The following is a 22,136-nucleotide window of genomic DNA, read 5'->3' as shown; positions in this document are numbered from 1 at the left end:
TGCGTGACACATGGTGGACAAATCGAGTGGACCGGCCGCGGGCGACGGCGCGGCGATCACCGTGGACCGGCCCGAGCACATTCGCAACGTGGTGCTCGTCGGCCCCGGCGGCGCGGGTAAGACGACCCTGGTGGAAGCGCTCGCCTACACGGCGGGCGCGGTCACCAGGGCGGGTCGGGTCGAGGACGGGACCTGCCTGTCCGACTACGACGACATCGAACAGCGCAGGCGCCGGTCGGTGCAGTTGGCGGTGGTGCCGGTCGGCTGGTCCGGGACGAAGATCAACCTGATCGACACCCCCGGGTACGCGGATTTCGTCGGCGAGGTGCGCGCGGGGTTGCGCGCCGCCGACGCCGCCCTGTTCGTGGTGTCGGCCGCCGAGGGCCCCGAGGGGGTGAGCGGGGCCACGCGCGCGCTGTGGGAGGAGTGCGCCGCGGTCGGGATGCCGAGGGCGATCGTGATCACCCACCTCGACACCGCCCGCGAGGACTTCGACGACATGGTGTCGACCTTCCACGCCGCCCTCGGCGGCGGTGGCGCGGAGAACGTCCTTCCGCTGCATCTGCCGGTCTACGGACCGCGCGGCGGCGACGGGCACCGGCCGGTCACCGGCATGATCGAACTGCTCGCCGAGCGGGTTGCCGACTACGCCGACGGCGGGGCGCAGTTCGACGATCCGAGCGAGGACCAGCGCGCGCAACTTCGTCCCGCCAGGGAGCGGCTGATCGAGGCGATCATCGCCGAGAGCGAGGACGAATCGCTGATGGAGCGGTACCTGTCCGGGGCCGCGCTGGATCTCGACACCCTGGTGGGCGACCTGGAGCGCGCCGTCGCGCGCGGACAGTTCCATCCGGTGCTGTTCGCCGCACCGGCCCCCGACGGCGCGCGCCAAGGACTCGGCACCGTCGAACTGCTCGACCTGATCGCCGCGGGCTTCCCCACGCCCGCCGAACACGCCGTGGCCGCCGCCCCCGCGACCAACGGCAGCGCGCCCACCGCCCTGAGCTGCGATCCGGACGCCGCGTTGGCGGCCGAGGTGATCCGCACCACCTCCGACCCCTACGTCGGCCGGGTGTCGCTGGTGCGGGTGTTCTCCGGCACCCTGCACGCCGAGGACACCGTGCACGTGTGCGGACACGGCCTCGCCGAACGCGGACATCCCGACCACGACGTCGACGAGCGCGCCGGAGCCGTCACCGCGCCGTTCGGCCGCACCCAGCGGCCGCTCGGACGGGTCATCGCGGGCGATATCGCCTACGTCGCCAAACTCGGCCACGCCGAGACCGGCGACACCCTGTCCGGCACCGGCACGCCGCTGGTCATCGAACCGTGGGCGATGCCCGACCCGCTGCTGCCGATCGCGATCCGCGCGCACGGCAAAGCCGACGAGGACAAACTCTCGCAGGGCCTCGCGCGCTTGGTCGCCGAGGATCCGGCGATGCGGTTGGAGAACAACGACCAGACCCGCCAACTGGTGCTGCGGTGTCTCGGCGAAGCGCACCGCGACGTCGCGTTGGAGCGGTTGCGGGAGCGGTTCGGCGTCGCGGTCGACGTGATCGACCACGAGGTCGCCCTGCGCGAGACGCTCGCGGGGCCGGCGACCGCGCGCGGACGCCACGTCAAACAGTCCGGCGGACACGGTCAGTACGCGGTCTGCGTCCTCGAGGTGGCGCCGCTGCCCGCCGGGTCCGGGATCGAATTCGTGGACGCCGTGGTCGGCGGGACGGTGCCGCGCCAGTACATTACCTCGGTCGAGAAAGGCGTGCGCGCGCAGGCCGCGAAGGGAGTGGCGGCCGGCTATCCGCTGGTCGACATCCGGGTCACCCTCGTCGACGGGAAAGCGCATTCGGTGGACTCCTCCGACGCCGCCTTCCAGACCGCGGGCGCGCTGGCATTGCGGGAGGCCGCCGCGAGCGCGGGCGTCGCGCTGCTCGAACCGTACGCGCGGGTGTGGGTCCTGGTCGCCGACGACTATCTCGGTCAGGTGCTCGGCGACCTGTCCGGGCGGCGCGGGCGCGTGCTGGGCACCGAACCCGACGGCCGCGGCCGCACCCGCGTACGCGCGGAGGTCCCCGAACTCGAACTCAGCCGCTACGCCATCGACCTGCGTTCGCTCTCGCACGGCACCGGCGAATTCGGCCGCGCGCACGTCGGCCACGAACCCATGCCCGCCCAGCGGGCGCAGAGCGTGCTCGCCCGGCCGTGACCCGCGCGTCCCGCCGCCGACCGGCCCATACGCTGCCACTATCCTGGGCACCATGGCTGTAGGTAAGGGCGGCAAGCCGTCGAAGGAAGCGAAGGCCGCGGCGAAAGCCGAGCGCAAGGCCGCGTCGAAGCAGCGGCGTCAGCAGTTGTGGCAGGCGTTCCGGATGCAGCGCAAGGAAGACAAGCTGCTGCTGCCCCTGATGATCGGCGCGCTCGTCGCGAGCATCGTCGTATTCCTGGTGATCGGCCTGCTCACCGGCCTGCTGTGGTACCTGCTGCCGCTGGGCGTGCTGCTCGGTCTGCTCGCCGCGTTCATCCTCTTCGGCCGCCGGGTGCAGAAGAACGTCTACGCCAAAGCCGAGGGCCAAGCGGGCGCGGCGGCCTGGGTGCTCGACAACCTCCAGGGCAAATGGCGGGTCAGCAACGGTGTCGCGGCGACCACCCAACTCGACGCCGTGCACCGGGTGATCGGCCTGCCCGGGGTCATCTTCGTCGCCGAGGGCTCACCGCAGCGGTTGAAGGCGCTGCTGGCCCAGGAGAAGAAGAAGACCGCGCGACTGGTCGGCGACACCCCGATCTACGACGTCATCATCGGCAACGAGGACGGTCAGATCCCGCTCAAGCAATTGCAGCGCTACCTCACCAAACTGCCGCGCAACATCGACACCAAGCGCATCGACCTCATCGAGGGCAGGCTTTCCGCGCTCGGCGCCCGCGGCGGTCCGGCGCTGCCCAAGGGTCCGATGCCCGCGGGCGCGAAGATGCGCGGCGTCCAGCGCACCATCCGCCGCCGCTGACATTTCTCCGACGAAAGCCCGCACCCGGTGCGGGCTTTTCTCGTCTCAGCGGGAGTTGACCACGGCCGTTCCGGTCGCGCGGTCGTGCATGCCGCGGCCGTCGGCGTCGGTGAACAGCGCGGGCACCACGAACAAGAGCAGGACCTGGCGCGCCAAGGCCCGCACGAATCCCACCCCGACCGGCCGATCGATGCGGATCACCCGCAGCCGCAGAAAGTACTGCCCCGGCGTGAACCCGAACAGCGTGACCGCCAGCACACCCACCGCGAACCAGATCGCCAACGGCAGGTTCGCGTTCACATGACGCAGGATCAGCAGCGAGATGCCGACCGCCGTCAGCCAGTCGACGAACATGGCCGCGATCCGGCGCAACTGCCCCGCGATCGACCCCGCACCCGTACGTGGGAGGCCGAGATGTTCGCCGGGAAACTCGGGCGTAGCCGGGTCGTTCGACTCCGCCGAGGGTCCGGATAGCCAGGAACCGGTGATGCGCGCCATGGCTCCAGAGTAGGCGGCGGCCCTGTCCGGCCGGTCATCCACATAAGGGGAGTTCAGCGTCCCGGGCCGGCGCGGGGGTGGCAGGATGGGGCGGGAGGTCGCGCTCGGGTGACCATTCACACCCGGCCAGCCGCACGCGTAACACTGGCGAAACACAGCCTTGATAGCCGGGAAACACCGCCTCCATAGGTTCTGGACGCGACGAACCCACGCAATCGACACGGGCTGGGAACCGATCCGTAAGGAGAACAAGTGACGTTCAGCACGGCCGAAGAGGTCATCCAGTACATCAAGGAGCAGGACATCGAATATGTCGATATCCGCTTCAGCGATCTTCCGGGTGTGCAGCAGCACTTCTCGATCCCGGCCAAGGCCTTCACCGCTGACCTCGCTGAGGAAGGCCTAGCGTTCGACGGGTCCTCCGTTCGCGGCTTCCAGTCCATCGACGAGTCGGACATGCTGCTGCTGCCCGACTTCAGCACCGCCCGCATCGACTCCTTCCGCGCCGCCAAGACGCTGAACCTGAACTTCTTCGTCCACGACCCGTTCACCCGCGAGGCCTACTCCCGCGACCCGCGCAACATCGCCCGCAAGGCCGAGGAATACCTGCGCTCGACCGGTATCGCCGACACCGCCTACTTCGGCGCCGAGGCGGAGTTCTACATCTTCGACTCGATCCGCTACGACTCGGGCATGAACGGCGCGTTCTACGAGATCGAGTCGATCTCCGGTTCGTGGAACACCGGTGCCGAGTTCAACCCCGACGGCACCCTCAACCGCGGCTACAAGGTCCGCAACAAGGGCGGCTACTTCCCCGTCGCGCCCTACGACCACTACGTCGACCTGCGCGACAAGATCTCCACCAACCTGCAGAACGCGGGCTTCGAGCTCGAGCGCGGCCATCACGAGGTCGGCACCGCCGGACAGGCCGAGATCAACTACCGCTTCAATACCCTGCTCGGCGCGGCCGACGATCTGCAGCTGTTCAAGTACATCGTCAAGAACACCGCGTGGCAGGAAGGCAAGACCGTCACGTTCATGCCGAAGCCGCTCTTCGGCGACAACGGCTCGGGCATGCACGTGCACCAGTCGCTGTGGAAGGACGGCAAGCCGCTGTTCCACGACGAGGCCGGCTACGGCGGCCTGTCGGACCTGGCGCGTCACTACATCGGCGGCATCCTGCACCACGCGCCGTCGCTGCTGGCGTTCACCAACCCGACCGTGAACTCCTACCACCGCCTGGTCCCCGGCTACGAGGCCCCCATCAACCTGGTGTACTCGCAGCGCAACCGCTCCGCCGCGGTCCGCATCCCGGTCACCGGCAACAACCCGAAGGCCAAGCGCCTGGAATTCCGCGCGCCGGACTCCTCGGGCAACCCGTACCTGGCCTTCGCCGCCATGATGATGGCCGGCCTCGACGGCATCAAGAAGAAGATCGAGCCCCTGGCCCCCGTCGACAAGGACCTCTACGAGCTCCCGCCGGAGGAGGCCAAGAACATCCCGCAGGCCCCCACCAGCCTCGCCACGGTCATCGACCGCCTCGAGCAGGACCACGAGTACCTCACCGAAGGCAACGTCTTCACCGACGACCTCATCGAGACCTGGATCTCGCTCAAGCGCGAAACCGAGATCGCCCCGGTCAACCTGCGTCCGCACCCGTACGAGTTCGAGCTCTACTTCGACGTGTAAGCCGGATGTGCTGTCCTGCCCCTGATTTCGGTCTCGGGTAGGCAGTGGTGGGTTCTGAGTCCACCCGTCGAGCGGTTGCTCGGCGGGTGGACTCGTTTGTGTGGAGATGGGTGTACAGGAGAGCGAATCATTTTCCGCTGTCGTGTATCCGGCGTCCCAGCCCGAACCAATGCCCGATGAGCACGACGTGCAGGTATCCGTGGAAACTGTGGGCGGCCTGCGCGAATACGGCTGGTCGTTACGGAAGGTGGCCGGGGGGATGGCTTCCTCTCAGGAGGAGGCGCTGCGCGGAGTGCGTGATCTCGTGCGGGACGTCGTCGGCGATCTGGTTCGCGATGGCGAGGTCGTCCCGGCGGTTGCCGTGAGGTGAATCTATCGCGGGTTGGCGAGTAGGGCGTGCGGTGGCGTCGTTTCGGCGGTGAGGGGCCGGTCGGGGTGATGGGCGGGGATTCGGGTCACGAGTCGACGGCCGATGGCGATGAACAGCAGTTCGGCGACGGTCAGGTTTGCGGGTCGGCCGGTGTGATCGTGATCATCGATGGACAGTTTGGGGCACAGGGTTTCGGCCATCCGACCGCACCGAGCGCCCCGGCGCGACTGCGGTGGGCGGTGGGTGGAAAGGTGGGTGGGTCGCAAATCTCGGGGAGGAGTGGGTGTGGGGCGTCGGGTCTGGGTGATGGGGACTTCGGGGTCGGGGAAGAGTTCGTTGGCGCGGGAGATCGCGGGGCGGTTGGGGGTGGAGCACGTCGAGTTGGACGGGATCTATCACCAGGCGGGGTGGGTGGCGTTGCCGCGGGAGGAGTTCCGGGAGCGGGTCGAACAGATCGTGGCCGGGGACGAGTGGGTGGTGGACGGGAATTATCGGGGCGCGTTGGCGGAGGTGGTGTGGGATCGGGTGCAGACGGTGGTGTGGTTCGATCTGCCCCGGTGGCGGGTGATGGTCCAGTTGGTGCGGCGGACGATCGTGCGGGTGGTGACACGGCAGGTGCTGTGGAACGGGAATCGCGAGCCGTGGGGGAATCTGTGGTGGGTGGATCCGGACAAGTCGGTGGTGGCGTGGGCGTGGACGACGCACGCGCGGAATCGGGAACGGCATCTGGCGGCGCTGGTCGACCCCCGGTATCGGCACGTCGAGTTCGTGCGGGTGGGGTCGCACGCGGACGGGGCGCGATTCGTGGCGGGGCTCGGGCCGCGGAGGGGGTGAGGGCGCGACGCGGAAAACCGACCGCCTGACCGGGCGCGGAAACGAGGGGAACATCGGCCGGGGCGCGGCTCGTTCCAAGGGGCGGATGGGCGGTTCCGGACGCTCCTCGATCGGTTCGATACGCGGGTTCTCCGGATTGTCCGGCGGTTCGCTGACGCCCGCCGAAAACCGGACTGATCAGATCCTTCCGGACGGAATCGATCGCCGCGTTACGGGCACCGGGAGACGAAGGTGACTACGGCCCTCCCGTTTTCGCGGTACCCTGCTGGTTCCCGGCCGTGCGTTGGCCGTGTTCGTTTCACCGCTTGCCGTCACGATCGATGGGGGAGCGTATGGATAGCGACACCGAGGCACAGCCGCTCTACCGCTCGGCCCGTTTCGAGGATATCGAGGACATCGCCGCCATCGAGGCCGAGGCGTTCGACGAGCCGTATCGGTATCTGATGCTGCGGCAGTTGTTCGATCTGCACAGCGAGGAATGGATCGTCGCCGAACTGGACGGTTCCGTGGTGGGTTACGCGTTGACCCTCACCAGGGCCGGGCGCGCGCTGCTGTTCACCTTCGCGGTCACGGAGGGGCGTCGGGGGCGCGGGATCGGTCGGGCGCTGTTGGACCACGCGTTGCGCAACGACGCGCGACTCGGCGCGGAGATCGTGTACCTGACGGTGCGGCCGGACAACTCGGTCGCGCGGAAATTGTTCCTGGACATCGGTTTCGAGCTGGTCATGCACGACAACCACTATTTCGGGACGGTCGAGCCACGCGACGTGCTGGAGTGCCGGTTGGATCGGTTGCGCGACCCCGGCGCGGACCGTTCCGGTCGCCGGGGCTAGCGTCGGCCGCGAGACCGGCACGGCAGGGGGCGTCATGGCCAGGCAGATCGTTCGACCCGACGGCGTGGTGCTGCGCGGCGAGGAGGCGGGTGACGGGCCGACGGTGGTCCTGTTGCACGCGGGCGGCGAACGTCGGCGGGTCTGGTCGCCGGTCATCGAAGTGCTCGTCGCGGCGGGGTTCCGTTGCGTGGCCTACGACCAGCGCGGCCACGGGGACAGCGACGGTGCGGCCAGGTCGCTGGCGGTGTGCGCCGCCGACGTGGCCGCTGTCCTGGCCGCCGAACCGGTCGGCTGCGTGCTGGTCGGCGCGTCGCTCGGCGGGTTGGCGGCGGTGGCCGCGCTGGCGGATCCGGCGGTGCGGGCGCGGGTGGCGGGGTTGGTTCTGGTCGACGTCGTTCCGGGTCTCGATCCCGATCGGGTGCGGGCGTTCCTCGGTCGCACGCCGGGGGCGGAACGCCATTCCGGTCTAACGGAGGACATCCTGGCGCGGGGTGCGGAGTTGCGCCGGATCACCGGATCGCTGGATTGTCCGATCCTGCTGGTCCGTGCGGGCGGCGGCGGACCCCTGGTCGACGAGGATGTCGCCGACCTGACGGGCCTCGCCCCGCACGCGACCGTGACGGTGATTCCCGATACCGGACATCTCATCGCGCGCGAGCAACCCGTGCGCCTGGCCGAGGCTCTCACCGTCACCCTCGACTGGCCCGCGCGCGCCCTGCTGACCGACCTCGACGCGCGCCGACTCGACCATCCCGGCGGCACGCTGGTCGAGCATCTGGTGCGCGTCGGGCAGGTGGTCGCGGACGGGAGTCCACGCCTGCGACTGGCCGCGTTGTGTCACGCCGCCTACGGCACAGACGGTTTCGCGCACCCGCTGCTCCCCCTCGACCGGCGCGACCGGTTGCGCGCCGCGATCGGCACCGACGCCGAGCGCCTCGTCTACCTCTACGGGGCGTGTGACCGAGCGGCCACCTACGCGCGGATGGACGAGGTTCCGCTGCCGGTCGCCGATCGGTTCACCGGCGCGGTCACCGCGCTCGCGGGCGCGGATCTCGCCGACTTCGCGACGCTCACGGTCGCGAACGAACTCGACGTCGCGCGGACCGCGTCACTCGAACCCGGAACGCGGCGGCAGATCCGCGAACTGGTCACGGCGCTGGCCCCACACTGCCCGGCACTCGCGGCGACGGCGCTCGCCGATCCGGCGTTGTCCGACGCACCGAACGGATTCGACCGGGCACCGACGGGTCGGACGTAGCGGCAGCGTCCGACGACAACCTCCTTCGCATTGTCACCGGCTTCGTAGCGGCCCCGATGAACGACCGTGTCCGGCCCGCCTCGGGGACGAGAGCTCGGCTGAGCCCTCGGAACACACCCTTGTCGGCCAACCTCGACCGCGAGGAAAGCAGCGTGTCCGGGGCGGATACAGCCCATTCGCCGAGAGCGCGGGGCACAAAGCGGCGACCGTGTGCGGAAGCGATCCGTTAACGCCTATGGGGTGCGGGGGAATACACCGGTATGGGGTTTCGGATGCGGTGGATGGTGGCGTTGGCGGCGGGTCTGCTGCTGGCCGGATGCGATGCGCGGGCCGAACCGACTCCCGGGTCGGGTGAGGTGCTCGACGCCGAGGTGGTCGAGTTCGACGCTTCGGGTTTCCACGGTCCGCCGTTCGCGGCGGTGATCGACGATCCGCGCTCGGCCGACGCGTTCGCGGGGTGGTTCGCGGGGCGTGCGGACCCGCCGCAGGTCGTGCGACAGCCCGAGATGCTGGGTGACCTGGACGCGCACGCGTATGTGGCGGCCGTGACGAGCACCGGGTGCCGGTTGCCGTCGACGGCGACGCTGCGGCGGGTCGGCGCGCAGTTGCGGGTCGAACTGCTCGGCGGGATCGATCGGCCGGAATGTGTGCGGGCGTATACGCCGTTCGTGGTCTTCGAGGTGCGGCGGTCGGTGCTCGACGGGGTGGAGTCGATCGCGGGCGCGCCGCTCGATCGGGACGGGCCCGCGGAGTCGGTGGGCCGGGTCGAACTCGGGCCGGGAGCGGCGGAGTTCGCGCCCCGCGAGGTGACCGATCCGGCGGCGCTGGTCGCGGAATTGGGCGACGGGGTGCGCGAGGTGCTCGGGCGACCCTCGCGGCTGTCGAACGAGTACGGGTCGAACGGGGTGCGCCGCTACGCGTTTCCGGTGCGCGCCTGTCCGTCGGACCTGCTCACGCTCAGGGTGAGCGCCGCAGAACTGCGCGTCGAGGTGGCCGCGGCCCCGGACGCTCCGGTGACCTGCGAAGCGCCCACGCCGCACTTGGCGGTGTTCGACATACGGACCGTGTACGTGCCGGAGGCGGCGCGACCGGTGGCCTGAGCGCGAGAGCCTGGCAACGCATCCGGCACAACCTGATTCCGCAGGCCGGACGCCCGCACAAGCGCGCTTAGTCGCTCGAGCAGGAGGAACCCCCGTTCCGGGGGCTGGACTCGCGGAGGACCGGCCGACATAGTCCAGGGGTGGACTGGGTGTTGCGCGTGCTGGTGGGGTTGGTTTCGGTGCTCGGGCTGGCGGCGCCGGTGGCGTCGGCGGACCCGTCCACGGAGCCGGTGACCACGCCGCACGTGTACGAGGAGCACTGGTTGACCGCGCCGGACGGGACCCGGTTGCATGCCGATGTGCTGCGACCGGCGGGGTTGTCGCCCGAGGCGCGGACGCCGGTGTTGTTGGCAGTGAGTCCGTACCGCTCGCACACGGCCTACATTTCCGAGCCGCGCCTGGCGGGCGGTCCGTCGACCGATTTCCTGCCGGTCGACATGGCGTTGCGGGCGGGGTATTCGTTCGTGATCGTGGATCTGCGCGGGTTCGGCGGGTCGAACGGCTGTCCGGATTACGGCGGGCCCGGTGAGCGCTCGGATGTGGCGACGGCGGTGGAGTGGGCGGCGAGCAGGCCGTGGTCGACCGGCCGGGTGGGCATGGTGGGGATGTCCTACGAGGCGTGGACGGGGTTGCTGGGCTTGGCGGCGCGGCCGGCGGGGTTGGCGGCAGTGGTGGCCTTCGAGCCGGTGGTCGACCCGTACTCCTACCTGTACATGCAGGGGGTGTCGTGGAAGTTCACCGGGAAACCGGTGACGGAGAACGGGATCCGGCCCAGCGATCAGGTCGGGATCGAACATCTCGCGATCGCTTCGACGCCGGGCAGACCGGACGACTCCCCCGAGTATCGGGCCAACGCGGTGGCGATGACGGAGGACTGCGCCCGCGACTACTTGGCGTTGACACAGAACCACGACGCGGCCGACCCGGGCTGGGTGGCCCGCGATCTGGTGGCGGCGACCCGCGGCAACACGATCCCGCTGTTCCTCGGGCAGGGTTTCGTGGACCAGAACACCCGGCCGGACCGGGTGTTCGAGTTGTGGCGAGCCCAGGGGCCGGGCGAGCATCGCGCCTGGTTCGGGCAGTGGGGGCACAACGACTGCCGGTTCAAGTGCGGCACCCCGCATTTCGACGCCGAGGTGATGGCGTTCCTGGACCGGCACGTGGCGGGGCGCGACGTCGAGGTGCCGGGTCCGCCGGTGACGGTCCAGCAGTTCGACGGACGGTGGCGGGCCGAGGCCGCTTGGCCGCCCGCGGATTCGCGACGGCACACCGCCGCGGTGCGGGCGGGCACGTTCGTGGATCGCGGGTACGTGCCGGGCGCGGACCGGGAGATCTACTCGCTGTCGCGGCCTTTCGAGCGCGAGACTCACCTGTCGGGGGTGGCGACGGCGACGCTGGATCTGCTCGGTCCGCCCGCGGCCACCGTCGCGGTGGAACTCTACGACGTCGAACCGAGTGGGCGGGCCACCGTCATCACGCGCGGGATCGCCCCGGTCGCCGCGACCACCGCGATCAGGATGCTCGGTCAGGACTGGCCGATCGCCGCGGGCCACCGACTCGGAATCCGGGTCACCGACGTCGTCGACGACGTGTGGGTGCACCCGCCGACCGGCGCGACGGTCACCGTCGTGGCGGGGCGGGTGGAGTTGCCGCTGCTGGACCGGCCGCGGGTTCCGGATCTGGCGGGCGGCCTCAGCGAGGCGCACGAGAAGTGGCGGGTCCAGAAGACGACCACGATCGGAGCGGAGGTGATGAACAATGCAGTGGTGCCCATGAACCTCCCGAACGAGACAGGTCCGCGGTGAGTCCGGCATCGCGCGGCGTGACGACCCGCGCCGCCGGGGTGGACGACGTGACCGCCGAACGGCTCGCGGTGGCGCTGCGCTGCGCCACGATTTCCACCGAGGAGCCCGCCGACACCGCCGACGCCGAATTCCGTCGCCTGGCCGAACACCTCGAGGCGTCCTTCCCTCGGGTGCACGCCGAACTGGAGTTGCGGACCTTCGGCCACAGCAGGCTCTACCGCTGGGCCGGGCGCGAACCCGAGCACGTGGCGGCGATCCTGCTCGCCCACCAGGACGTGGTGCCGGTGGACGACGAGCAGCGCTGGAGCCACGGGCCGTTCGACGGCGTGGTCGACCGGACCCACATCTGGGGTCGCGGCGCGATCGACGACAAGAGTCGGGTGCTGGCGATCCTGGAGGCGGTGGAGGCGGCGTTGACCGCGGGTCTGCGGCCTCGGCACACCGTGTACCTGGCCTTCGGCCACGACGAGGAAGTGTTCGGCGACGACGGCGCGGTGCGCATGGCCCGCCATCTGCGCGCGCAGGGGGTGCGCGCGGATCTGCTGCTGGACGAGGGCGGGGTGATCACCGAAGGCGTCGCCGACGGCGTGCGTCGCCCGGTGGCCTCGATCATGCTCGGCGAGAAGGGCTACGCGACGGTCCGACTGTCGGTGCGGGAGGTGGGCGGACACTCCTCGATGCCGGGCAGGCAGACCGCGGTGGGCCGGATCGCGCGCGCGGTGGCCCGCGTGCAGGACAATCCGATGCCGTTGCGGCTGACTCCCGGCGCGCTGGACATGCTCGGCCGGGTGCGCCACGCGATGTCCGAACCGCGACGTCAACTACTCGGCCTGGCGCATCTGCCCGTGGTCGCGCCGGTGGTCGCCCGGATTCTCGCCGCCCGGCCGCAGACCGAGGCGATGGTGCGCACCACCACCGCGCCCACCGTCATCCGGGGCGGGGTGAAGGCGAACGTGCTGCCGCAGCGGGCCGAGGCGCTGGTCAACTTCCGCATCCTGCCCGGCGACTCGGTGACGACGGTGCTCGAGCACTGCCGCCGGGTCGTCGACGACGAGGGCGTGCGGATCGACCTGGTCGGGATGTCCTCGGAGCCGTCGCGCCCGGCCGAACCCGGCCCGGCCTTCGCGGTCATCGCGGGCATCGCCGAGGCCATGGTGCCCGGTGTCGCGGTGACCACCGGCCTCGTGCCCGGGGCGACCGATTCGCGGCACTACGACGATCTGGCGGCCGCGCGCTGCAATTTCGCGCCGATCGTGCTGACCCAGGCCGACCTGGACACGATCCACGGAACCGACGAGCGCATCTCGCGGGTCAACTACGCTCGGCTGATCGAGTTCAACAGCAGGCTGTTCGAGGCGTTGGCGACCGGGTCGCCGTCCACGCCCGCGGCAGGCGCGCAGCGGGAGGAGCGGCAGTGACCGGCACCGAGGAGGGCGAATTCGTCAGCGGCGGTCATCGGATCGCCTGGCGCGCCTGGCTTCCCGAGCAGGCGACGCGCGGCGTGGTCGTGCTGGTGCACGGCATCGCCGAGCACTCCGGCCGCTACGCCCACGTCGGGGCCCGGCTCGCGGAGTCCGGATTCGCCGTCTACGCCCTCGACCACATCGGACACGGCCGGTCGGGCGGCGGCAAGGCCAATATCGGGTCGATGGACCAGGCCGCCGACAGCGTGCTCGAACTGCTGGCGCTCGCGCGCGGCGAACAGCCCGGCGTGCCCGCGTTCCTGCTGGGCCATTCGATGGGCAGCCTGATCACGCTGTATCTGGAGACCCGTTCCCCCGTCGAGGTGGCGGGCACGGTGCTGTCGGCCCCGCCGCTGGACATCCCCGTCGGCAACCCGTTGCAGAAGCTGGCCGCGCCGCTGCTGAGCCGGTTCACCCCGGATCTGGGCGTGCTGACCCTCGACTCCTCGATGATCAGCCGCGACCCCGCCGTGGTCGCCGCCTACGACAACGACCCGCTGGTGTTCCGCGGGAAGGTGCCCGCGCGGACCGGCGCGGAGATCCTGCGCGCGACCGATCTGGTCAAGCGGAACCTGGGCGAGCTCACCGGGCCGCTGCTGGTGCTGCACGGCACCGAGGACGCGCTGGCCGCGCCGTCCAGTGCCGACCTGGTCGAGCGCGGCGCGGGCTCGAAGGATCTGACGGTCTTGCGCTACGAGGGCCTCTACCACGAGGTATTCAACGAACCCGAGTGGGATCGGGTGCTCGGTGACGTGGTGAGCTGGCTGGAGAGCCATCTGACCGGACCGTAGAATCACGGGATGGGAACGACTTCACCCGGATCGGTGGCCTTCATCCGTGCCACGTGGCACAGCCAGATCGTCGGTAAGGCCCTGGAGGGTTTCACCGCCGAATACACGGGGCTCGGATTCGACGGCGAGAACATCGACGTGTTCGAGGTGCCCGGCGCGTTCGAGATCCCGCTGCACGCGCAGCGGCTCGCGCGGACCGGGCGGTACTCGGCGATCGTGGCCGCGGCACTGGTCGTGGACGGCGGCATCTACCGGCACGATTTCGTCGCCACGGCCGTGATCGACGGCCTGATGCGCGTCCAACTCGACACCGATGTGCCGGTGTTCTCGGTGGTGCTCACCCCGCACCACTTCCACGAGCACAGCGAGCACGTCGACTACTTCACCGGGCATTTCGTCACCAAGGGCGCCGAGGCGGCCCGCGCGGTGGCCACCACGCTCGGTTCGCTCAGCGCGCTGCCCACCGCCGCCGACTAGGCGCGATCCGCCCGGGGGCGCGGTGCACAGCCCGCGCCGTGCCCCATCACGGGAACTTCGCGTAGCAGGAGCGCGCGCCGTCGAGCACCCCGGTGCGGAACGCCTCGAGGCGCTGGTAACCGCTCTCGGCGACGCGGCCGTCCACGTCGGCGGCGGCCAGGCCGTCCGAGAGCAACCCCGACACCGCCTCGTCCAGGTCCTTGGCCGACAGCCGCGGGTCACTGGTCGGTTCGCTCAGCGCGGTGGTGAACGCGCCGCTCAGGCAGGCGGTGCGCAGGCCCGCGGTCTGCGCGCCGGTCAGCGTCAGGCCGCGGTCGCGCTGCACGGCCAACATGTAGCGCGAGACGAACACCACGAAAGCGTTGTAGTCGCCGGTCACCGTCGAGGACAGGATCTTCTCCTCCCCCGCGTCCGCTTCCCCGCGCTCGGCCAGCGCGGGCACGTCGGTGCTGAGGGTGTTGGTGGCGGGGCAGAACGACACCGGCGCGGTCGGGGTGACACCCGCGCACCCGCGGGCCACGCCCTCGTATTCGAAGCGCGGGGCCTGGCGCGCGGGGAAGGCGGTGGTGAGCGCCTTGGCGAGACTGCCGAGCGAGTCGACGTCGACGGGCAGTTGGTTCTGTTCCTCGTCCTCGGTCTCGAAGGTGGTCGGCAGTGTTCCGCGCCGCTTCCTGATCTCGGTGCGGTCGATCTTCTTGCAGGCCGCCGCGCCGTCGGTGTAGCCGAGTTGCACGGCGGTGACCCGCTCGAACGCCGACCCGTGCACGTTGTCCGGGTTGCTCGGATCGGTGTCGCGGATCGCGACCGTCGCGCCCAGGACGCCGTCCAGGCCGTCGGTCATGTTCATCGTGAAATGCGGGGAATCGCCCTCGGCCACATGCCGCAGGAATACGCCCGCCAGGCAGTCGGCCTGCTGTTCCTGCACCAGCACGGGGGTGAGAAAGCCCGCGATCTTCGCCTGCCCCTGGATGGCGTGGCCGTACTCGTGGGCCAGCACCATCACCACCGCCATCGGCCCGAATTCCTCCTCGACCTCGGGCAACAGCACACCGCGGTCCCAGCCGATGGTGTGGTCACCGGAGCAGTAGGCGGCGTTGACCACCTGGTAGGTGTCGGATTTGCAGAACCGCGGGGCCTGCCCGGCCGGTGCGGTCGCGTCCCAGGAGATCAGCCGTTGCACCGGTTCCAGGGTGCCGGGAAAGGTCTTGGCGTATTCGGCGGTCCAGTACGCCTCGATGTCGGCGATGGCGTTGAGGGCCAGCCTGTCCACCGCGCCGCCGTCCCCGTTCTCCGCGGTCAGCGGCGCGTCCGGCACGCCGGGGCGCGGACCGCTTGTCCCGGCGGTGGTGGCCGCGCTCGCCAACTGCCACGGGTTGTTCGGGTCGAGCAACGGCGCGGCGTCGTCGGTCGCGGGCGTCGACTCGCAACCGCTCAGCACGGCGGCCAGGGCGGCCACGACGGCGAGCACCCCGAGGCGCAATCGTGCTGTCCTCATCAGGTTCCTCCCCGGATCCACTGCGGGACCGCGCCTTCCACGGCCCCGCCGGCGCAGACACGTCTGGGCCGATCGAGCGTTCACATGGTAATCGCAGAACGCGCGCCACGCGCAGCGTGACATGTGCCTCAGGAATCCAGGCGGGTCCTGGCCAGCACGGCCTTGTGGTCGGAACCCGCGATCGTCAGCGACCGGATGTCCTCGGCGGTGCCGCCCGCGACCAGGATGTGGTCGATCCCGACGATCGGACCCCAGCGTTTGTCGGTCGGATAGGTCGGCATCGGGCCCGCGCCCACGAGTTCGGCGGCCGAGGCGAAGCCGTTGTCCAGCAGGGCGCGGAACGCCGCGTGATCGCGGGTGGCGTTGAAATCCGCGCCCACGATCGCCGGACCCCGCTGCGCGCCGAGAATCGATTCGATCCGCCCCATCTCGGCCCGCCAGGCCGCGAAGTCCACCACCGGCGGAATCGGATGGAAGGCGTAGACTGCGACCTCCCCGCGCTGCGGATGGTCCAGCACCGCACCGATATTGCTCATCACGAACCCGTCGTATTTGCGGGTGTCGCGCAGCGGGTAGCGGCTGAAGATGCCGGTGCCCTGCGCGTACCAGCCGGGCTCGACGTAGCGGTAGGGCAGCAGGTCGGCGATGCCCGCGTCGTCCAGGCGCTGGACGGCCTCGGCGGTCAGTTCGTCCACGGTCAGCAGGTCGACGTTCTCGGTGCGGACGGTGTCCACCACTTGGGTGACGTCGGCCCGCCCGAACAGCAGGTTCGACTGGAGCACCGTGACCACCGGGCCACCCGCCGCCCGACCGTCGGGAACGAACATCGGCACCTGGGTCCACAGCACCCCCGCCAGCACGACACAGGCCGCTCCGGCGCTGCGCCACCCGCGCGCGAGCAGGCACAGCACCAACCCGACCAGCCCGCCGACCATCAGATACGAGGCCCCCGAAGCCGCGACCACGAACATCTCGACCTGACCGCCCGCACCCAGATACAGCACGATCCCGGCCGCTCCCGCGACGAGCGCGCCCCACCCCAGACCGAGCAGCGCCCGGTTCATCCACTTACGCACCATGCCCCGACTCTAGGTCGGGTTCGTGGGCGGGTTGCGCGGCAGTCGTGGAGATTCCGTGTGCACCCCCCTCAGCGGGGAGAGAAGCGGTAGCGCGAGCCTTGCCGTCGCACCGAGACGTCGGCGTGCGGACGTGACGGGTCGTGCGCGAAGTGGCGTTGTTCGGCGGGGATCCAGTCGTCCCAGAACGCGGCCTGCTCCGGTCCGTCGCGGTGGCGGCCGCGCGCCCAGGATTCGGCGGCCGCGACCTCCATCCACAGCAGGTGGGCCAGCGCGGGCCGCAGGGCGCGGCGTCCCGCGCCGACGCCTTCGATCAGCACCACCGGGGCGGCCGGCACGGTGCGGCGGGAGGCGAAGCTCCGCAGTCGCCAGTCGTAGACGTCGTGGTCCGCGGGCCGTCCGGCGGCGAACGGCCTCAGCACCTGGTCGGCCACCGCGTCGACCCAGCCGAAAGGGGCCGTGTGGGTGGCGAAGTCGTCCAGATGCAGGACCGGGGCGTCATCGAGCACGGCGGCCAGCGCACGGGCCAGGCTGGTCTTGCCGGAACCGGCGTGGCCGTCGATCCCGACCAGGCGCACCGGTCCGCACGAGGGCGGCAGTTCGCGCAGACGGCGCGCGAACTCGACCACGGCGTCGGTCACGCGGGCGCACACCACACAACTCCGAGCGAACTCGGAAGGTCCCCTGCCCCACCCCCGGCGCGCGGTGTCAGTCCTTGGGGAATCCGATCACGAAGCCCCAGGCGATGACCAGTGCGCTGACGACCGACAGCGGGAGAAGCGTCCACATGACCCCAGACCCTACGAACCCGCGCCCGCGCGCGAACCGGATTCGGCACATTCGGCCCGAATCGGTCAACCCGTTGCGGCGCAGCGCAATTCGCTGACCGATTGCGGAACGGCGCGGCTTCCGGACGATCCGCGCTCACGCCCCGAATACCCGCTCCACCACGGCCTTCGCGCGCCGGGTGATACGCATGTAGTTGTCGAGGAATTCGCTGCCGTCGTCGTTGGGCCAGCCCGCGACCCGCGCGACCGCCGAGAGCACCCGCCCGGGGCCGGGCAGTTGGTCGGCGGGTTTGCCGCGCACCAGCACCAGCGCGTTGCGGGCTCTGGTGGCGGTGAGCCAGGATTCGCGCAGCAGCGCGACGTCCTCGGCGTCGAGCAATCCCTTCTGCTCGATGACGTCCAAGGATTGCAGCGTGGAGGTGTTGTGCAGTTCCCGGATCTCGTGGGCGTGGCGCAACTGCATCAGTTGCACGGTCCATTCGATGTCGGCCAGGCCGCCGCGGCCGAGTTTGGTGTGGGTGGCCGGGTCGGCGCCGCGCGGCAGGCGTTCGGAGTCGACGCGCGCCTTGATGCGGCGGATCTCGCGGACCGCGTCGGCCGACACTCCACCCACCGGGTAGCGCACCTTGTCGATGACGTGCAGGAAACGCACGCCCAGTTCTTGATCGCCCGCGACCTGGTGCGCGCGCAGCAGCGCCTGCACCTCCCACGGCTGGGCCCACTGCTGGTAGTAGGCGGCGTAGGCGGCCAGCGTGCGGACCAGTGCGCCGTTGCGTCCCTCGGGGCGCAGGCCTGCGTCGACGTGCAGGGGCGGGTCGGTGCTGGGCGCGCCGAGCAACCGCTGCACCCGCTCGGCGACCGAGATCGACCATTTCACGGCCTTCGTCTCGTCCTGCCCCGGGCGCGGATCGCAGACGAACAGCACGTCGGCGTCGGAGCCGTAGCCGAGTTCGTGGCCGCCGAGGCGGCCCATGCCGATGACGGCGAGGTCGGCGGGCGCGCGTTCGCCGAATTCGGCCTCGTCGGCGCGGATGACCGCGGCCAGTGAGGCTTCCAGCACCGCGACCCACACCGAGGACAGCGCGCGGCACACCGCGGGCACGTCGAGCATGCCCAGCAGGTCCGCGGAGGCGACCCGGGCCAGTTCGTGCCTACGCAGCGAACGGGCCGCGGCCACCGCGCGTCTGGGATCGTCGTAGCGGGCGGCGGCGGTGAGGATGCCGCGCGTGACGTCCTCGGCCTTGGGGCTGAGCAGCAGCGGCCCGGACGGTCCGTCGGCGTACATGCGGATCGTGTCGGGCGCGTTGATGAGCAGGTCCGGCAGGTATTCCGAGGAACCGAGCACGATCATCAACCGCTGCGCGACCGCGCCTTCGTCGCGCAGTTCACGCAGGAACCAGGTCTGGTCGTCCAGGCCCTCGGAGACGCGCCGGTAGGCCAGCAGGCCCGCGTCGGGATTCGGTGTGTCACCGAGCCATTCGAGCAGGGTGGGCAGCAGCAGCGCCTGGATCCGGCCCTTGCGCGACACCCCGCCGGTGAGCGCTTTGAGGTGGCCGAGCGCGTGTTCGGGGGCGACGTAGCCGAGGGCGGCGAGCTGGCGGATGGCCGCGTCGGGGCTCAGCCGCAGCGCGTCGGAGTCCAGCTTGGCCACCGATTCCAGCAGCGGGCGGTAGAACAGTTTCGCGTGCAGGCGGCGCACCCGCACGGCGTTGCGCCGGATCTCGGAGGTGAGCACGCCGATCGCGTTCTGCCTGCCGTCGGGACGGATGTGGGCGGCGCGGGCCAGCCAGCGCATCCCCTCCTCGTCGTCGGCGGCGGGCAGGGTGTGGGTGCGGCGCAACCGCTGCAATTGCAGCCGGTGTTCGAGCAGCCGTAGGAATTCGTAGGAGGCGGTGAGGTTGGCGGCGTCGTCGCGGCCCACGTAGCCGCCCGCGGCCAGGGCCGTCAGCGCCTCGACCGTGCCCTGCACGTGCAGCGACTCGTCGACCCGCCCGTGCACCAATTGCAGGAGCTGCACGGCGAATTCGACGTCGCGCAGACTGCCGTGGCCGAGTTTGAGTTCGCGTTCGCGCAGGTCCTCGGGAACCAGATCCTCGACGCGGCGGCGCATGGCCTGCACGTCGGGCACGAAATCGTCGCGCTCGGAGGCCGTCCACACCATCGGCATGAGCGCGGCGCGGTAGTCGCGGCCCAGGTCCAGATCGCCGGTCATCGGGCGGTTCTTCAACAGCGCCTGGAACTCCCAGGTGCGCGCCCAGCGCTTGTAGTAGGCCAGATGCGAATCCAGCGTGCGGACCAGCGCGCCCGCCTTGCCCTCCGGCCGCAACGCGGCGTCGACCTCGAAGAACGCCTGACTGCCGACGCTCATCATCTCCGCCGCCAACCGGGTGGCGGTCGGGTCGGCGGGTTCGGCGACGAAGACCACGTCCACGTCGCTGACGTAGTTCAACTCGCGCGCACCGCATTTGCCCATGGCGACGACGGCCAGGCGCACCCGGCAGGGCCCGTCCTTGCACACCCGCGCCACGCCGACGGCCAGTGCGGCGGTGAGCGCGGCGTCGGCCAGATCGGTCAGGTGGCGGCCGACCACCTGGTAGGGCAGCACCGGTTCGTTCTCCACGGTGGCGGCCAGGTCGAGGGCGGCCAGCAGCATGAGCTGGTCGCGGTAGCGCCTGCGCAGCGCCTCGACCACCTCGGGACCGTGGACGCCCGCGCGGTAGAGCAGGGCCTCCGGTGTCTGTCCGTCCGGGCGCGGCGGGGCGGGTTCGGGGACCGCGGCCACCACGTCGAGCAGGTCGGCGAGCAGTTCCGCGCGGTCGGGCAGATCCTTGCGTTCGAGCACGTGCCAGGACGACGGATCGGCGACCAGGTGGTCGGCGAACGCGCTGGAGGACCCGACCAGGGCGAACAGGCGTCCGCGCAGCGAGGTATCGGTGCGGATGGCCGAATCCAGTGCGGCCCACTCGGTTCCGAGCTGTTCGCGGAGCCGGATCATGGTGTTCAGCGCCAGATCGGCGTCGGGCGCGCGCGAGAGCGCCCACAGCACGGGAACAGCATCTACGTTGTCCCATGCCAATTCGCGCAGGGACTCGGCGGCGGTCGGCTCGAGCAATCCGAGCCGACCGACGCCGGGGACCGCGGAGCGGGCGGACGGTGGCCGGACCATGACACCTAAATTACAGGGTCGAGGCCCTCCACAGTTCCGTCAGGCCGGGGGTTACAGACCGAGGTACTCGCGCAGTTCGTACGGGGTGACCTGGCTGCGGTAATCGGCCCATTCCCGGCGCTTGTTGCGCAGGAAGAAGTCGAACACGTGCTCGCCCAGCGTCTCGGCGACCAGTTCGGAGCGCTCCATCGCCTGCAACGCCTCGTCCAGGGTGCCCGGCAGTTCGCGGAAGCCCATCGCGCGGCGTTCGGCCGAGGTCAGCGACCACACGTCGTCCTCGGCCTCCGGCGGCAGGTTGTAGCCCTTCTCGATACCGCGCAGACCGGCCGCGAGCAGCACCGCGAACGCCAGGTACGGGTTGCAGGCCGAGTCGGGGCTGCGGATCTCGACGCGCCGCGAGGAGGACTTGTTCGGGGTGTACATCGGCACCCGGACCAGCGCGGAACGGTTGGACCGACCCCAGGAGGCCGCCGTCGGCGCTTCGCCGCCGTGGATCAGGCGCTTGTAGGAGTTGACCCACTGGTTGGTGATCGCGCTGATCTCCGGGGCGTGTTCGAGGATGCCCGCGATGAACGCGCGCGCGGTGCCCGACAGGTTCATCGGGTCGTCGGGGTCGTGGAAGGCGTTGGCCTCGCCCTCGAACAGGCTCATGTGGGTGTGCATGGCCGAACCCGGGTACTCGGCGAACGGCTTGGGCATGAAGGTGGCCCGCACGCCCTCGTCGATGGCCACCTCTTTGATCAGGTAGCGGAAGGTCATCACGTTGTCGGCCATCGACAGCGCGTCGGCGTAGCGCAGGTCGATCTCCTGCTGGCCGGGCGCGCCCTCGTGGTGGCTGAACTCCACCGAGATGCCCATCGACTCGAGCGCGTCGATGGCGTGCCTGCGGAAGTTGGGGGCCGAATCGTGCACGGCCTGGTCGAAGAAGCCGCCGGAGTCGGCCGGGCGCGGCGGGCTGCCGTCGCGGGGGCCGTTCTCGAGCAGGAAGAACTCGATCTCGGGGTGCACGTAGCAGCTGAAGCCGACGTCGCCCGCCTTGTTCAACTGGCGGCGCAGCACGTGGCGCGGGTCGGCCCAGGACGGCGAGCCGTCGGGCATGGTGATGTCGCAGAACATGCGCGCCGAGTGCTGGTGGCCTTTGCTGGTGGACCAGGGCAGCACCTGGAAGGTGGACGGATCGGGCCGGGCGACCATGTCGGCCTCGGACACGCGGGCGAAGCCCTCGATGGCCGAGCCGTCGAAACCGATGCCCTCCTCGAAGGCCCCTTCCAGTTCGGCGGGCGCGATCGCGACGGACTTCAGATACCCCAAGACGTCGGTGAACCAGAGACGCACGAAGCGGATGTCCCGCTCTTCGAGCGTCCGCAGCACGAATTCCTTCTGGCGATCCATGTCCGCGAGAGTAAAGACCCGGCGTTAAATCCGTGTTACGTACAGGCTCAGGTTTGCGTTGGAAGCGCCCGGGGGGCCATCCGGTATGAACCTCACGTC

19 protein-coding genes are annotated in these 22,136 nt (G+C 70.4%); 12 read left to right on the top strand and 7 right to left on the bottom strand.

Annotated features, from left to right (window positions below; all coding sequences use genetic code 11):
• Nucleotides 1–10: 10 nt before the first annotated feature.
• Both ON30_RS09035 and ON30_RS09030 read left to right on the top strand, forming a co-directional pair.
• Complete coding sequence (locus ON30_RS09035; RefSeq protein WP_040705732.1) at nt 11–2,206, top strand: elongation factor G-like protein EF-G2; 2,196 nt, start codon at nt 11–13, stop codon at nt 2,204–2,206.
• A gap of 52 nt (nt 2,207–2,258) precedes the next feature.
• Complete coding sequence (locus ON30_RS09030) at nt 2,259–3,002, top strand: DUF4191 domain-containing protein (RefSeq protein ID WP_040705731.1); 744 nt, start codon at nt 2,259–2,261, stop codon at nt 3,000–3,002.
• 45 nt (nt 3,003–3,047) lie between these two features.
• On the opposite strand, the gene ON30_RS09025 is transcribed toward ON30_RS09030, so the two are convergent.
• On the bottom strand, nt 3,048–3,500 hold the full coding sequence (locus tag ON30_RS09025) for an RDD family protein (protein ID WP_040705730.1): 453 nt from the start codon (nt 3,498–3,500) through the stop codon (nt 3,048–3,050).
• 252 nt (nt 3,501–3,752) lie between these two features.
• On the opposite strand from ON30_RS09025, the gene glnA (ON30_RS09020) reads away from it, so the two are divergent.
• The gene (gene glnA / locus ON30_RS09020; protein ID WP_040705729.1) at nt 3,753–5,189 is read left to right on the top strand and encodes a type I glutamate--ammonia ligase; all 1,437 of its coding nucleotides are present in this window, start codon (nt 3,753–3,755) and stop codon (nt 5,187–5,189) included.
• Between the two features lie 169 nt (nt 5,190–5,358).
• Entirely contained in the window at nt 5,359–5,559 is a 201-nt protein-coding gene (locus ON30_RS09015) for a hypothetical protein (protein WP_157183670.1), read from the top strand.
• A gap of 2 nt (nt 5,560–5,561) precedes the next feature.
• Here ON30_RS09015 and ON30_RS09010 read toward each other — a convergent pair whose 3' ends face one another.
• A complete protein-coding gene (locus ON30_RS09010; protein WP_040705727.1) occupies nt 5,562–5,759 on the bottom strand; it encodes a hypothetical protein in 198 nt (65 codons plus the stop codon).
• A gap of 85 nt (nt 5,760–5,844) precedes the next feature.
• On the opposite strand from ON30_RS09010, the gene ON30_RS09005 reads away from it, so the two are divergent.
• From ON30_RS09005 to ON30_RS08970, 8 genes are all read left to right on the top strand, one after another.
• Entirely contained in the window at nt 5,845–6,393 is a 549-nt protein-coding gene (locus ON30_RS09005; protein WP_218006243.1) for a P-loop NTPase family protein, read from the top strand.
• 332 nt (nt 6,394–6,725) lie between these two features.
• A complete protein-coding gene (locus ON30_RS09000) occupies nt 6,726–7,226 on the top strand; it encodes a GNAT family N-acetyltransferase (protein WP_051029103.1) in 501 nt (166 codons plus the stop codon).
• Between the two features lie 34 nt (nt 7,227–7,260).
• Nucleotides 7,261–8,484: an alpha/beta fold hydrolase gene (locus ON30_RS08995; RefSeq protein WP_051029102.1), complete on the top strand. Its 1,224-nt coding sequence runs from the start codon at nt 7,261–7,263 to the stop codon at nt 8,482–8,484.
• Between the two features lie 272 nt (nt 8,485–8,756).
• Nucleotides 8,757–9,584: a hypothetical protein gene (locus tag ON30_RS08990; RefSeq protein WP_040705725.1), complete on the top strand. Its 828-nt coding sequence runs from the start codon at nt 8,757–8,759 to the stop codon at nt 9,582–9,584.
• A gap of 140 nt (nt 9,585–9,724) precedes the next feature.
• Nucleotides 9,725–11,389, top strand: a complete 1,665-nt coding sequence (locus ON30_RS08985; RefSeq protein WP_040705724.1) for a CocE/NonD family hydrolase — start codon at nt 9,725–9,727, stop codon at nt 11,387–11,389.
• Nucleotides 11,386–12,807 (top strand): M20/M25/M40 family metallo-hydrolase, encoded by a 1,422-nt coding sequence (locus tag ON30_RS08980; protein ID WP_245553981.1) that lies wholly within the window; start codon nt 11,386–11,388, stop codon nt 12,805–12,807. Before ON30_RS08985 ends, ON30_RS08980 begins: the two co-directional genes overlap by 4 nt.
• On the top strand, nt 12,804–13,643 hold the full coding sequence (locus ON30_RS08975; protein WP_040705723.1) for an alpha/beta hydrolase: 840 nt from the start codon (nt 12,804–12,806) through the stop codon (nt 13,641–13,643). Before ON30_RS08980 ends, ON30_RS08975 begins: the two co-directional genes overlap by 4 nt.
• Nucleotides 13,644–13,652: 9 nt before the next feature.
• Nucleotides 13,653–14,120, top strand: a complete 468-nt coding sequence (locus ON30_RS08970) for a 6,7-dimethyl-8-ribityllumazine synthase (protein WP_040705722.1) — start codon at nt 13,653–13,655, stop codon at nt 14,118–14,120.
• Nucleotides 14,121–14,166: 46 nt separating this feature from the next.
• Here the strand turns inward: ON30_RS08970 and ON30_RS08965 are convergent, their stop codons facing one another.
• The 5 genes from ON30_RS08965 to glnA (ON30_RS08945) form a co-directional block, all read right to left on the bottom strand.
• Nucleotides 14,167–15,615 carry a neutral zinc metallopeptidase gene (locus ON30_RS08965; protein ID WP_040705721.1) on the bottom strand — a complete coding sequence of 483 codons (1,449 nt, stop codon included), beginning with the start codon at nt 15,613–15,615 and terminating at the stop codon, nt 14,167–14,169.
• 128 nt (nt 15,616–15,743) lie between these two features.
• Complete coding sequence (locus ON30_RS08960) at nt 15,744–16,694, bottom strand: endonuclease/exonuclease/phosphatase family protein (RefSeq protein WP_040705720.1); 951 nt, start codon at nt 16,692–16,694, stop codon at nt 15,744–15,746.
• A gap of 68 nt (nt 16,695–16,762) precedes the next feature.
• Nucleotides 16,763–17,332 carry a uridine kinase family protein gene (locus ON30_RS08955; protein ID WP_040705719.1) on the bottom strand — a complete coding sequence of 190 codons (570 nt, stop codon included), beginning with the start codon at nt 17,330–17,332 and terminating at the stop codon, nt 16,763–16,765.
• A 283-nt stretch (nt 17,333–17,615) separates the two neighbouring features.
• Nucleotides 17,616–20,645, bottom strand: coding sequence for a bifunctional [glutamine synthetase] adenylyltransferase/[glutamine synthetase]-adenylyl-L-tyrosine phosphorylase (locus tag ON30_RS08950; protein WP_040705718.1), 3,030 nt, complete (start codon nt 20,643–20,645; stop codon nt 17,616–17,618).
• A gap of 51 nt (nt 20,646–20,696) precedes the next feature.
• Nucleotides 20,697–22,037: a type I glutamate--ammonia ligase gene (glnA, locus tag ON30_RS08945; protein ID WP_040705717.1), complete on the bottom strand. Its 1,341-nt coding sequence runs from the start codon at nt 22,035–22,037 to the stop codon at nt 20,697–20,699.
• Nucleotides 22,038–22,136: the final 99 nt, after the last annotated feature.

Source organism: Nocardia takedensis NBRC 100417 (genome assembly GCF_000308695.1).
Classification (GTDB): Bacteria; Actinomycetota; Actinomycetes; order Mycobacteriales; family Mycobacteriaceae; genus Nocardia; species Nocardia takedensis.
The sequence above is the reverse complement of the archived record's forward strand: the minus strand, read 5'-3'. Positions and strand labels throughout refer to the sequence as shown.